At 35.1% G+C, this 13,153-nt stretch carries 11 protein-coding genes and 1 riboswitch; of the genes, 9 read left to right on the forward strand and 2 right to left on the reverse strand.

From position 1 onward, the window contains the following. Positions 1 to 8 precede the first annotated feature (8 nt). Positions 9 to 623 carry a deoxynucleoside kinase gene (locus AC51AA_RS14975; protein ID WP_500703030.1) on the reverse strand — a complete coding sequence of 205 codons (615 nt, stop codon included), beginning with the start codon at positions 621 to 623 and terminating at the stop codon, positions 9 to 11. 284 nt (positions 624 to 907) lie between these two features. Here AC51AA_RS14975 and AC51AA_RS14980 point away from each other — a divergent pair, with 284 nt between their 5' ends. Further along, entirely contained in the window at positions 908 to 2,374 is a 1,467-nt protein-coding gene (locus AC51AA_RS14980) for a M28 family metallopeptidase (RefSeq protein ID WP_500703031.1), read from the forward strand. 81 nt (positions 2,375 to 2,455) lie between these two features. Here AC51AA_RS14980 and metK read toward each other — a convergent pair whose 3' ends face one another. After that, positions 2,456 to 3,706: a methionine adenosyltransferase gene (gene metK, locus AC51AA_RS14985; protein ID WP_500703032.1), complete on the reverse strand. Its 1,251-nt coding sequence runs from the start codon at positions 3,704 to 3,706 to the stop codon at positions 2,456 to 2,458. A gap of 753 nt (positions 3,707 to 4,459) precedes the next feature. Here metK and AC51AA_RS14990 point away from each other — a divergent pair. The 8 genes from AC51AA_RS14990 to AC51AA_RS15025 all read left to right on the forward strand — a co-directional run bounded on the left by AC51AA_RS14990 (position 4,460) and on the right by AC51AA_RS15025 (position 13,097). After that, positions 4,460 to 4,645 carry a hypothetical protein gene (locus AC51AA_RS14990; RefSeq protein WP_500703033.1) on the forward strand — a complete coding sequence of 62 codons (186 nt, stop codon included), beginning with the start codon at positions 4,460 to 4,462 and terminating at the stop codon, positions 4,643 to 4,645. Positions 4,646 to 4,704: 59 nt separating this feature from the next. Beyond that, positions 4,705 to 6,006, forward strand: coding sequence for an O-acetylhomoserine aminocarboxypropyltransferase/cysteine synthase family protein (locus AC51AA_RS14995; RefSeq protein WP_500703034.1), 1,302 nt, complete (start codon positions 4,705 to 4,707; stop codon positions 6,004 to 6,006). Between the two features lie 220 nt (positions 6,007 to 6,226). Further along, positions 6,227 to 7,318: a homoserine dehydrogenase family protein gene (locus AC51AA_RS15000; RefSeq protein ID WP_500703035.1), complete on the forward strand. Its 1,092-nt coding sequence runs from the start codon at positions 6,227 to 6,229 to the stop codon at positions 7,316 to 7,318. Between the two features lie 606 nt (positions 7,319 to 7,924). Beyond that, a complete protein-coding gene (locus AC51AA_RS15005; RefSeq protein WP_500703036.1) occupies positions 7,925 to 8,125 on the forward strand; it encodes a hypothetical protein in 201 nt (66 codons plus the stop codon). A gap of 187 nt (positions 8,126 to 8,312) precedes the next feature. Continuing rightward, positions 8,313 to 8,421, forward strand: a riboswitch (SAM riboswitch). Positions 8,422 to 8,501: 80 nt separating this feature from the next. Next, positions 8,502 to 9,485: an alpha/beta fold hydrolase gene (locus tag AC51AA_RS15010; RefSeq protein WP_500703037.1), complete on the forward strand. Its 984-nt coding sequence runs from the start codon at positions 8,502 to 8,504 to the stop codon at positions 9,483 to 9,485. A 1-nt stretch (position 9,486) separates the two neighbouring features. Then, positions 9,487 to 11,901 carry a bifunctional aspartate kinase/homoserine dehydrogenase I gene (thrA, locus tag AC51AA_RS15015; protein ID WP_500703038.1) on the forward strand — a complete coding sequence of 805 codons (2,415 nt, stop codon included), beginning with the start codon at positions 9,487 to 9,489 and terminating at the stop codon, positions 11,899 to 11,901. A 116-nt stretch (positions 11,902 to 12,017) separates the two neighbouring features. Beyond that, positions 12,018 to 12,653, forward strand: a complete 636-nt coding sequence (locus AC51AA_RS15020) for a LysE family translocator (protein WP_500703039.1) — start codon at positions 12,018 to 12,020, stop codon at positions 12,651 to 12,653. A gap of 18 nt (positions 12,654 to 12,671) precedes the next feature. Next, positions 12,672 to 13,097, forward strand: coding sequence for an OsmC family protein (locus AC51AA_RS15025; RefSeq protein ID WP_500703040.1), 426 nt, complete (start codon positions 12,672 to 12,674; stop codon positions 13,095 to 13,097). Positions 13,098 to 13,153: the final 56 nt, after the last annotated feature.

Below are 13,153 nucleotides of genomic sequence, written 5' to 3' on the forward strand. Positions count from 1 at the left end.
ATTAGTTTTTAGAATAATCCGTTTAATTCGGCATCTATTCTATTGATGATATTTCCTAAATCTTCTGGGTTGTCTACGAAATTGATGTTGTCAACATCAATAATCATGAGTTTTCCTTTGGTATACGTTTGTACCCAGGCTTCGTATCTTTCGTTCAAGCGACTCAAATAATCGATCGAAATGGAGTTTTCGTAATCACGTCCACGTTTGTGAATTTGACCTACTAAATTGGGGATTGAGCTTCTTAAGTAAATTAATAAGTCAGGTGCTTTTACTAATGATTCCATCAATTCAAATAATGAAGTGTAATTTTCAAAATCACGACTAGTCATGAGTCCCATTGAATATAGGTTGGGAGCGAAAATATAAGCATCTTCATATATGGTCCTGTCCTGAATGATTTTTTTACCACTTTCGCGAATTTGCTGCACTTGACGAAATCTGCTGTTTAAGAAATAAATCTGCAAATTAAAGGACCAGCGCTCCATTTGGTGGTAGAAATCATCTAAATAGGGGTTATCAACAACGTCTTCATAATGGGGTTCCCATTTAAAATGTTTGGCTAATAATTTGGTTAGAGTTGTTTTACCTGCTCCTATATTTCCTGCTATTGCTATGTGCATTACGGTCTTACGATTTTATTATTTGTGATTTCTTTGCTTGTAAAAATAGCTAAAATTTAGTGTTTGTAGTAGAATTTGTCAAACGTTTTTTTTTGAAACTTTAAATTCGGAAAGTATGGCAGAACTTGTATGGGGAAGATCGTTAAAAGACAACAAATTAGCGTGATGAAAAAGAAGTTGTTGATTGGCGAGCTTAATCACAATGGGTTCGAAATCAGGAATCTTTTCATAAGCCGTTGTTTCTGATGGTAAATTTGTAAATTTGAAATACTAAGTTGAAACCTATGAAAAATATAATGATCGTCGTTTTGATCGCTTGGAGTACTGTTGTTTTTTCGCAAGCTGTTAAGAAACCGTTAGTGTCTGCTATTACGGACAAAGATCTTAGAACAGATATGTACGAGATGGCAGGAGATCATTTTAATGGTCGAGAGGCTGGAACTTTAGATGAATTAAAAGTGTCAATGTGGCTGGCCAACAAAGCCAAAGAAGCGGGCATGTCTCCAGCTGGTGATGATGGAACCTTTTTTCAGTTTTTTGATTTGTACAGGCATCAGGTGACTCCAAATACAAAATTTAAAATTGGATCCAAAGAATATAAATTGTGGAAGGATGTTTTGGTAGCGGAAACCACCAATATTAAAGTGGATGCTCCATTGGTGTATCTAGGGGCAGCTACAAAAGAAACGATTGAGAAAGCGGATGTGAAAGGTAAAGCAGTGGTGTTGTTAGCTTCTAAAGAAGGGATTGCAGACGACATTTCTCTTTTTGACAGACGTTATCCTGGTCTTGTTAGAAATAAATATTACGATCTGGTCGTTAAAAAGGGAGCGGTGGCGCTGATCATGGTGGCTGATGCATTAGCGGAAGAAAGCTGGTCTCAAGTAGAGCCTCAAATGACTAGAGGGATATACGGAATTGAGGGTTTACGTGATAAAATTGGAGCTACTATGCCTATTTTTTGGGTGCACAGTGATCAATTAGAATATTTAAGAAACACTACAGATCGTTTGTCTACTGAAGTTATTTCGGAGACCTATAAATATCCCTCTGTTAATGTGGTAGGTAAAATTGAAGGAACGGATCCTCAACTAAAAAAAGAATTTGTTCTTTTTAGTGGGCATCAGGATCATGATGGTGTGAGGCAGAAATACGGTCAGGATTCTATTTATAATGGAGCTGATGATAATGCAAGTACTTGCGTGGCGATGTTGGCCATTGCTAGGGCTTACAAAAAACAACCTGGAAAAAGAACTTCTTTGTTTGTGTTCCATGGTTCAGAAGAAAGAGGTTTGTTGGGATCGAGATGGTATGCGGCGCATCCGACAGTTCCTGAGCAAGCCATAGTAGCGGTTTTAAACGGAGATATGATTGGAAGGAATGATGTTAATCAGGCTGCTTTATTGGGTTCGTCTTCTCCTCATGAAAATTCTTCTGATTTAGTGGCTATTGCCAAAAGGGCAAATCAAGAGGGACCAAAATTTGATTTAGATAAACTTTGGGACAGACCTGAGCATCCAGAATATTTTTATTTTCGTTCGGATCACTTGCCGTATGCGAAAAAAGGAATTCCTTCGGTTTTTTATACCAGCGTTTTGCACAGTCAGTATCACACACCGATGGATGAGTCCGAAAATATTAACTTCGTAAAATTGCATAAAATGACCGAGTGGATCTATCGTACAGGGTGGATTTTGTCCAATGATGCCAGTCGTCCTAAAACATTGCCTGATGTTAAATTGGAAAGATAAAACTACGGTTTTCTGAAATAAAAGAGAGGCTATCTAAAATGTAGATAGCCTCTCTTTGTATATAAATGTTTTTGGATTGTATTACAATCCAAAAGCCGTTTTTACTTGGTCAACAAAATCAAGTTTTTCCCAAGTGAATAATTCTACTGTAACTGTTTTTACATGTCCACCTGGGGCAGAGAAAGTTTTAGTTACCGTTTCTGGCGTACGTCCCATATGTCCGTAAGCAGCAGTTTCACTATAAATTGGATTTCTTAATTTTAAACGTTGTTCGATAAAGTAAGGACGCATATCAAAGATAGCTTCTACTTTTTTAGCGATTTCACCATTAGTTAAATTCACTTTTGAAGTTCCGTAAGTATCAATAAAAATACCCATTGGCTGAGCAACTCCAATTGCGTAAGATACTTGTACTAAAATTTCGTCAGCTACACCAGCTGCAACTAAATTTTTAGCGATATGACGTGTAGCGTAAGCAGCACTTCTATCTACTTTACTTGGATCTTTTCCAGAGAATGCACCACCACCGTGAGCACCTTTTCCACCGTAAGTATCTACGATGATTTTTCTTCCTGTTAAACCAGTATCTCCGTGAGGTCCTCCAATAACAAATTTTCCTGTTGGGTTGATATGGTAATTGATCTTATCATTGAATAAATGAGCGTGAGCTGGATTTTTAGCAATGATTCTTGGAATCAAAATTTCGATAATATCTTTTTTGATTTTAGCCAACATAGTAGCTTCTTCATCAAAATCATCGTGTTGAGTCGAAATTACAATCGCATCAATACGAGTTGGTTTGTTATCGTCACTATATTCTAAAGTTACTTGAGATTTAGCATCTGGACGTAAATAAGTGATTTCCTTATTTTCACGTCTTAAAATGGCTAATTCCTGTAGTAATTTATGAGATAGATCCAGTGCCAATGGCATGTAGTTTTCAGTTTCGTTAGTTGCATAACCAAACATCATTCCTTGGTCACCTGCACCTTGCTCTTCTGGCTTAGCTCTGTCAACACCTTGATTGATATCTGCTGATTGCTCATGAATAGCTGAAAGTATTCCACAAGAATTTGCTTCAAACATATATTCGCTTTTCGTATATCCGATTTTACGGATTACTTCACGCGCAATTTGCTGAACATCTAGATAGGTATTCGATTTTACTTCACCTGCCAAAATTACCTGACCCGTTGTAACAAGAGTTTCACAAGCTACTTTTGAGTCAGCATCAAATGCCAAAAAGTTATCAATTAATGCATCCGAAATTTGATCTGCAACTTTGTCTGGATGCCCTTCACTAACAGATTCTGACGTAAATAAATAAGCCATAATAATTTATTAAATTAAAATTAAGTGAGAAAAAATAATTGCTAAAAAGGGCTAAAGGAGAGTTTCTGCTTTAGCATTTTTTACTACCGAAATCTAATTTTCAGTATTCATAACGAACCATTTCATTATGAAGAGGTTGCAATCAGTTCAAATTTTTCCTCTGTATTCGGCTGCAAAGGTATAAAACCATTTTGATTTGCAAATTAAAGTTCTGTTTTTTTTAATTTTATAAGGATAAATTTAACATATCATACTAATTCGATAGGGTAATGGAAATAATTTTTGTTTTTGTTTGGTAGTTTGGAAAAAAGTTCTCAAATTTGCCAAACAAAACAATAAGAGAAATGAACTTAGTTATTAAAAATATGTGTTGCATGATGCCGGAGTCTTCCGCAGAGCGCACTATTGTTTAGTATCTAAAACTAAAATAGAACAATAAGGCCTCTGCAATTAGCAGGGGCTTTTTTTTTGAGAGAAATCTAACTTATGCTGTTTAAGACTTTTAAGGGGGTTGAGACAATTGAAAGTCTCGTCTTTTGCAGTACTAAATAGGGTAGGGAAATAAGAGAAATAAATAAGATGAATAATTCAATAGTAAATAAAATGATGATGTGTTGTAAGATGATGTGTATGTGCATCCCAATTTGCTATTGCCAAAAGTGAAAGATTTAATCTTTGTTATAGTTAGTTCTATAAGCCCTTTTGGTAGCCATCCGAAAGGGCTTTTTTTATTTCACTACTTAAACTATAATCATGAAAACATCAAATAAAATTTCAACAGCGATTCGAGCACTGTCTAAAACTGATTTAAAAAAAATATTTAGCACTATCCAAAGAAACAAAAAGGGAAGGAAGCTAAAAGGAGAGTTGCATTCCAGTGAATTAAATTCATTATTGTTTCAGATGTACCTACACGAAGAGGAAGATCTTTTTGTTTAAATAAAAAAAATAAAGTCATATCAACACACCATTATATTAATTAATTAAAAAATAAAACCATGAGCACACAAAAATTCGCAACAAACGCACTACACGCAGGACATGATGTAACAAAAAATGGTAGCACTAGAGCTGTACCTATTTATCAAACCTCTTCTTATGTTTTTAATGATTCGGATCATGCCGCCAATTTGTTTGGTCTTGCTGAAGCCGGATTTATTTACACCCGATTAAACAATCCGACCAATGATGTTTTGGAACAACGACTGGCGGCACTTGAAGGTGGAATTGGAGCAGTGGTTACAGCATCTGGAGCAGCGGCAATTAGTACCACTTTGTTAACCTTGTTAAAAGCAGGGGATCATATTGTGGCTTCGAACAGTTTGTATGGAGGGACCTATAACCTGTTAAAAGTAACGCTGCCACGTTTGGGGATTACGACCACTTTTGTTGATCCTTCCCAGCCAGAGAATTTCAAGAAAGCAGCCAAGGAAAATACAAAGGCTATTTTTATTGAGTCTTTGGGGAATCCAAAATTAGATGTGTTGGATCTGAAAGGGATTTCGGTAGTAGCCAAAAGTCTTCAAGTACCCTTTATTGTAGACAATACTGTAGCTACTTCGTATTTATTAAAACCCATAGAGCATGGAGCGAATATTGTGATTCACTCCTTAACCAAATACATCTCAGGAAACGGAACTTCATTAGGAGGGGTGATCGTGGATGCTGGGACCTTTGATTGGGCGAACGGAAAATTTCCTGAATTTACAGAGCCCTCGGCAGGATATCATGGATTGATCTACCATCAAGCTTTAGGAAATGCTGCTTTTATTGCAAAAGCAAGAATTGAGGGATTGCGTGATTTTGGTTCGGCATTAAGTCCATTTAATGCCTTTCAAATCATTCAAGGTTTAGAAACATTGCCTATCCGAATTAGAAAACACAGTGAAAATGCGTTGGCTTTAGCGCAGTGGCTGGAGCAACAAGATGAGGTGGTATGGGTGAATTATCCAGGATTGAAATCTAGTCCATATTATGATTTAGCTCAGGCGTATCTGCCAGAGGGACAAAGTGGTATTGTTACTTTTGGATTAAGAGGAGGTTTTCAAGCGGCTAAAAAAGTGGCCGATGAAACCCAATTATTCTCCTTATTGGCAAACATTGGGGATACAAAATCACTGATTATTCATCCTGCTAGTACAACACATCAGCAATTAACGGATGAAGAGCAAGTTGCTACAGGGGTTTCTAAAGACTTAATCCGACTTTCGGTTGGAATCGAGGATATTAGCGATTTAATTGCCGATTTGAAAGCTGTTTTTATAAGCGTTGCACAATCTCAATACAGTATTAAAAATTAAGTTTTTGTTTGTTTTTTGTTTAAAAATTGCCTTTAGCAATGTGAGTTTGCTAGAGGTGATTTTTTATAAAGAGATTCAGTATAGGAATGGAGGTCATTAAGTATTTTAAGTCCTATAGGTGATAAAAGCGCATGATAAAGCGAAGCTACTTTAGTGGTTTAGGTACTGTTGTGACTTATAGACTTCAATTAATCTAGATGGGATTTTAAAAATTAAATTTATGTCAAAGCTCAAAATAAATATTGTCCTTTTTGGAATCGGAAATATTGGAAGCACTTTAATTAATCAAATCATCGAAAGCCAGGACTTTTTTCTGAAAAGTAACAATGTTGATTTTCATTTTCCGGTGATTACGAATTCGACCGTAGCTTTTTTTGAGAAAGAAGGGTTAGGTTATGCTTGGGAAACCAATTTTAGGCGATTAGCAGTTCCTTTTAAAGTAGAAGATATTGTTGCCTTTGCTAAAGAAAATGAATTTGAGAACTTAATTGCTGTGGATGCTACGGCCAGCGATGAGCTGATTCACCATTATAATACGTTAATTCAAAATGGGTTTAATATAGTGGCGGTGAATAAAAAAGCCAATACACTACCTATAGCGTTGTACAAAGAGATCAGAGAAAATCTAAAGAAGTATGACAAAGAGTTTTTATATGAAACATCAATAGATACAGGATTTCCGGTTTTGCAAACGCTCAGAGATTTGTATTCTTCAGGGGAAAAGATCACCAAGATAAGAGGGGTTTTCTCTGATAATTTGAGTTATGTATTTAATCGATTTTCAGCTGAGGAAACTGCTTTTTCGTCCATTTTAAAAGATGCCAGTCTACTGGGATTAATGCGGTCTACTTTTACGGAAGATTTGTCTGGAAACGATACGGCGAAAAAACTATTGATTTTAACCCGAGAAATTGGGAAGGATTTCGAGCTCTCTGATGTAAAAATTAGTCCCCTTATTAAAGAGGAGCATCTGAAGAAGAACGGCATCCTTAATAAAGAGTCGGTCGATACGTCTTTTAAAATTACTAAAATAACCCAAGCGGATCATCGTGTTTTGCGATTTGTAGGGGAATTCGATCTGGAGGAAAATACTTTAGCGGTTAGATTGGTTTCGGAACCAGTTACTTCAGCTCTCGGACAATTAAAAGGTTCGGATACTATTTTAGAAATTTATACACAATCCTATGGGGATGTTCCTATTGTTATTCAGGGTGCGTCAGCAGGTAAGCAAGCTATTTCGAGAGGAGTAATAGCGGATATTTTGAAAGTAGCGGAGAAAATTAAAATGAAAGAGGCAGTTTGGTTGGTGTAAAAAGCAATAGGTTTAAGTAGTTCTTTGGTATATTGAAAAAAGAAAGTTTTAGACGAGTTATGTAGGTTTTTACTGCAAAACGTTAAATTGTGGTTTTTGTAAGATGTTTTTTAACGTTTAAATGCTGTTTTTTAACGTTTTTTTAAATTAATTTGCTGATTCTCACTTGTGTTATCAAGAAAATATTCGCATATTTGTAAAACCTAAAACTATCGAAAAGATAAGATTTAATAATAACCAATAGTTGAGGTACATCGGATAAGACCGTTGAATGAATTGGTTTCTTGTGAATTGTAAAAGAAGAATAAGAAAAAGGTATTCAATAGTTTCGAGAAGCTTATAAAATTAAACAAATGCAAGAATTTTTTAAAATAGCAAGTAAATCAAAGATGAATAAATCCCTACAGATGAACAAAATGTTTAATGTCGCACATATTTGCGTACACGTCTGTTGATTCCAAAAGTATTTATAAGTTCAAAAAAACTTAAACCCTTTTGGTATCAAAACCCAAAAGGGTTTTTTTATTTCATTTGGTTGCCTTAACAAAATAATAAACAAACAATAATAAAGATTTAAAAACGAGAACTAACTAAAACTTAAATATCATGAGCATAGCAAACTACTTAACGAAAAGATTTTCTACATTGAAAAATTTGAGAGCGAAAAGAAACAATCCGCCACCAACAAATGAATTGATAGATCCTAGATTCGGTATTACCGATATGGGTTTGAAAGCTGAAAAAAAAGCGCCAAATTCATTAACTTTTTTGATGTATTCTAAAGAGAATGAGACCCTTTTTATTTAATTCAAAAAGGATCATAAAATAGGGGAGACCTGCTTAAATTTACTGGGCAATTTGTTCGGTAACTTTTTGCGTATAATAGTTTTAGTTTGAATTATGTTTAAGGAATTGCGGAATCAGTTTCGATAAAATTTGTTTGTTTAAGAAATTAGTAGTTAATTTGCACCTTTAAGTTCAAAAACGTATTGAAATGTTATAAAGAAAGGACGAGGGATTAGACCCGATGAATCCTTAGCAACCCTTCGTTAAATCGAAGAAGGTGCTGCATTCTACCACGCCCAAACGTGGAAAGATAACAATAAGAATTTTTCTAGTTTCTCTCTAGACTTTCTTTCTAATATTTCCACATACAAATCAAGTAATACAAAAGATTTGAAAATTGGAAAATATACCCAACCCTATTAGCATACAAGATTTCACCACCGAAAATGGTGCATTTTATTCTTCCTTACCTTTAAGTTTAGGACTTTTTGGTCTGCCTTTACATAGCGCTCCAATTGTTTTGGTTAATCATGCCTTGACAGGGAATGCTCAAGTAACAGGTGAAAACGGTTGGTGGAATGATTTAATTGGCGAGGGAAAAACAATCGATACTCAGCTGTATACGGTACTGGCATTCAATGTTCCGGGTAACGGAAATGATTCGTTTAGTATCGAAAACCACCAGGATTTTACCACCAGGGATATTGCCCGAATTTTCATTAAAGGATTAGAAACTTTAAAGATAGATGACCTCTATGCTATTATTGGGGGATCTGTAGGTGGCGGAATTGCCTGGGAGATGTTGGCCTTAGCTCCTGAGATAACTCAAAATTTGATTCCAATTGCTACGGATTGGAAAGCAACAGATTGGATGATTGCCAATTGTTTTTTGCAAGAGCAAATCTTAAAAAATTCATCACGACCAATTGAAGATGCCCGAATTCATGCCATGTTGTGCTATCGTTCACCTGAATCATTTAAAGAAAAATTTCAGCGTACCGCTAATGAAAACCTTGCTGTTTTTAATATAGAAAGTTGGTTGGCGCATCATGGTGAAAAGTTACAGAAACGCTACCAATTGTCTTCCTATAAATTGATGAATCAATTGCTTAAAACCATTGATATTACCAGGAATAGAGAAGATTTCGAAAGTATAATGTCCAAAACAACTGCTGCGATTCATATTATTGGAATTAATTCGGATTTGTTTTTCACAGCAAAAGAAAATAAGGAAACCTATCAGGAATTAAAGAAGTTTAAAGACAATGTTTATTATAGCGAAATTGATTCGGTACATGGACATGATGCTTTTTTAATCGAGTACAAACAATTAGATCATTTACTTGCCGATATTTTTAAGGCAGAAACAATAAAAAAATAAGATGAAAATATTAAAATTTGGTGGTAAATCCCTGTCAAACGGAGAAGGACTTAATAAAGTGGTTTCGATTATTACAGAGAAAGTTAATCAAGGTGAAAACATAACTGTTGTTGTTTCAGCGCGTGGAAATGCGACAGACGAATTAGAGGATATTTTAAGAATTGCATCTAAAAATGGAGATTATAAAACCTTACTAGAAGGTTTTAAAACGTATCAAATATCAGATTATCCTCAAGTCGATTTATCTGAAGAGTTCGCTGTTTTAGATAAACTTTTTGAAGGGGTGAGCTTAATTGGAGATTATAGTAATAAGATTAAAGATCAGATTTTATCCAAAGGTGAATTGCTTTCGGCTAAATTGTTGACGGCTATTTTATTGGAAAAAGGAATTCCTGCTAATTTTGTTGACTCAAGAGCTTTGCTAAAAACGGACTCTAAATTTGGTGACGCTCAACCTTTAGAGCAACTTTCTAAGAAAAACGTCATCAATTATTTTAAACAGCATAATGGATCAACGGTTAATATAGTAACGGGATTTATTGGTTCAAACAATAATAATGATACTACTACCTTAGGAAGAAATGGTAGTAATTATACGGCCTCCTTAATTGCTAATTATTTAGATGCCGAAGAACTTCAGAACTTTACGCACGTTGATGGAATTTATACGGCTAATCCAGATTTAGTGGCCGATGCCAAGAAAATCGAATATTTATCGTTTACGGAGGCCAATGAGTTGGCTAATTTTGGCGCGACTATTTTGCATGCGAAAACAATTATTCCACTATTAGAAAAAAACATTCCGCTTCGTATTTTGAATACGTTCAATCATGAAAACAGAGGGACTTTAATCACTTCTGATTCGGCGAAAGAAGGAATCAAAACACTTTCAGTTTTAGAGAACTTATCTTTAGTAAATTTGGAAGGACGAGGATTGCTTGGAAAAGCAGGAGTGGATGCTCGAATTTTTAAAGTTATGGGTGACCATAATATTAGTGTGAGTATTATTTCTCAAGGTTCTTCTGAAAGAGGAATAGGACTTGTTGTGGCAACTGATAAGGCAACAACAGCGATGATCGAATTAGAAAAAGAGTTTGAAAATGATTTTTATTCGAAAGATGTCAATCAGATCACGGTAACGGATAATGTTTCGGTTATTTCGATTATTGGTCAAGATTTAAGTACTTTCCATAAGCCTTATACCGCTTTGATTAAAAATAAGATTGTTCCGATTTTGTTTAACAATACGGTTACGGGTAAAAATGTGAGTTTGGTGGTCAAAAAATCAGAATTGCATAAAGCGTTAAATGTAATCCACGGAGAGATTTTTGGGGTTTCTAAAAAAATCAACATAGCCGTTTTTGGACATGGATTAGTAGGGGGGACGCTGATAAATCAGATATTAGAATCGGCTGCTGCAATTGAAAAACGCAAAGATGTCAAGCTGAATGTTTTTGCTATAGCGAATTCTAAAAAAGTGCTTTTGAATAAAAATGGTGTAAGTGCAGACTGGAAAAATGATATTCAAGACAAAGGGGTTGCCTATACAATAGCGGATATTATTGCGTATGCTAATGATCATCATTTGGAAAATTTAATTGCGATTGATAACACAGCAAGTGCCACTTTTGTAGAGAATTATGTTCCTCTAGTGGAAAGTAGTTTTGATTTAATTTCTTCCAATAAAGTAGCCAATACATTGAGTTATGGTTTTTATAAAGAATTGAGAAAAGCATTGGCAGATAACCAAAAGAATTATTTATACGAAACCAATGTTGGTGCTGGTTTGCCATTAATTGATACGATAAAATTATTGCACCTTTCAGGTGAAAATATTACTAAAATAAAAGGTGTTTTCTCGGGAACATTGAGTTATTTATTCAATAATTTCTCAGCAAAAGAGGCTCCATTTAGCGAAATTTTACAAGAAGCAATCGACAATGGTTATACAGAACCAGATCCTCGTGAGGATTTATGTGGGAATGATGTTGGAAGAAAGTTATTAATCTTGGCTAGAGAGCTGGATCTGCAAAATGAGTTTGAGGAAATTTCCATTCAGAATTTAATTCCGGAACATTTACGCGAAGGGAATGTTACTGAATTCTTGACTAAGCTAAAAGAGTTTGATCCTATTTATGACAAAATAAAAGCCGATCAAAAACCGAATCATGTCTTGAGATACATAGGGGAATTGTCTGGAGATTTACAAAATGACAAAGGCGTTTTGGAAGTGAAATTGGTTTCTGTAGCTTCAGATACAGCTTTGGGTGGATTGAAGGGATCGGATTCTTTCTTTGAAATTTATACGGAATCCTATGGAGATCGTCCAATTGTAATACAAGGAGCTGGAGCAGGTTCTGCCGTAACGGCAAGAGGGGTTTTTGGGGATATTTTAAGATTGTCAGATAAAGGATAATGATTTAAGATTGTAAATTTGCTGCACCGTTTTTTCGCAAGGCGGCTAAGAGTGCTAGTGAAACAACCAAACATATTATGGTTGTATGTCTTAATTGAAAATTTTAAAGGATAAAAATGATTCCATTTAGTGAGCTTATAGGCTTTATTTTAGCGGCATTTCTTTTGGTAATTAGTCCAGGACCAAATATGATTTATTTGATTTCCAGGTCAATTACTCAAGGAAAAAAGGCAGGGGTAATTTCTCTAGCAGGAATAGTTGTGGGGATTTTATTTCATGTGGTTTTAGTGTCATTTGGAATAACGGCACTTTTGTTTGCAGTCCCTTTTGCCTACTCCGTTCTTAAAACACTAGGAGTTGTCTATCTTTTGTATTTGGCTTTTCAAGCAATTAAACCAAATGGGGGAAATATGTTTGAAGTAAATGATCATTTAAGTATTGATAGGCCTCGTAAGCTGTTTGGAATTGGGGTTCTAACCAGTATTTTGAATCCTAAAATCGCTGTGTTTTATTTGTCGTTTTTTCCTCAATTTATAAAACCAGAATACGGTTCAATTATGACACAAAGTTTGCAATTAGGTCTTACCCAGGTAACAATTAGTTTTACTGTCAACTTTATAATTGTATTGGCAGCATCAAAAATTGCACTATTTTTTGCAACAAAACCAACATGGTTAAAAGTTCAGAAATGGTTTATGGCTGGAGTTTTGACTTCAATGGCAATAAAAATGGCTTTTTCGAAAGCAAAATAAAACAAAAAACAAAAAAACATGAAAGTAACCTTAAACAGAGTAAACGACGCGTTTCATTTTAAATTAAAGAATGAACGTGGTCATGTAGTTGATGTTGATAGTAGAGCTGAATTTGGCGGAAGCGATTTAGGTGCAAGTCCAATGGAATTGGTATTGATGGGAGTTGCCGGTTGCAGCGCAATTGATATGATTTCGATTTTGAAAAAACAACGTCAAGAAATAAAGGCATTTAATGCTGAGGTTGAAGGAGAGCGTGTACAAGTTGGCGAGGCAAAACCTTTTAAAGAAATCAATGTGGTTTTTTATTTAGAAGGGGATATTGATCCTGAGAAAGCCAAACGTGCTGCGCAGCTTTCTTTTGAGAAATACTGCTCAGTTAGTAAAACGATAGAGCCAACAGCCACTGTAAATTATAAAGTTGTTTTGAACAACGAATCACTTTAGTTTAATGATAAAGTTTTGGTTTTCTCTGATGAGGTGAACTTGGAACAAGAAAAACA

The organism is Flavobacterium sp. OHVDL-2026-0007 (assembly GCF_059882335.1).

Coding starts and splice junctions, on each gene's coding strand:
- AC51AA_RS14975 (WP_500703030.1), bottom strand. CDS start 623: ATGCACATAGCAATAGCAGGAAATATAGGAGCAGGTAAAACAACTCTA.
- AC51AA_RS14980 (WP_500703031.1), top strand. CDS start 908: ATGAAAAATATAATGATCGTCGTTTTGATCGCTTGGAGTACTGTTGTT.
- metK (WP_500703032.1), bottom strand. CDS start 3,706: ATGGCTTATTTATTTACGTCAGAATCTGTTAGTGAAGGGCATCCAGAC.
- AC51AA_RS14990 (WP_500703033.1), top strand. CDS start 4,460: ATGAAAACATCAAATAAAATTTCAACAGCGATTCGAGCACTGTCTAAA.
- AC51AA_RS14995 (WP_500703034.1), top strand. CDS start 4,705: ATGAGCACACAAAAATTCGCAACAAACGCACTACACGCAGGACATGAT.
- AC51AA_RS15000 (WP_500703035.1), top strand. CDS start 6,227: ATGTCAAAGCTCAAAATAAATATTGTCCTTTTTGGAATCGGAAATATT.
- AC51AA_RS15005 (WP_500703036.1), top strand. CDS start 7,925: ATGAGCATAGCAAACTACTTAACGAAAAGATTTTCTACATTGAAAAAT.
- thrA (WP_500703038.1), top strand. CDS start 9,487: ATGAAAATATTAAAATTTGGTGGTAAATCCCTGTCAAACGGAGAAGGA.
- AC51AA_RS15020 (WP_500703039.1), top strand. CDS start 12,018: ATGATTCCATTTAGTGAGCTTATAGGCTTTATTTTAGCGGCATTTCTT.
- AC51AA_RS15025 (WP_500703040.1), top strand. CDS start 12,672: ATGAAAGTAACCTTAAACAGAGTAAACGACGCGTTTCATTTTAAATTA.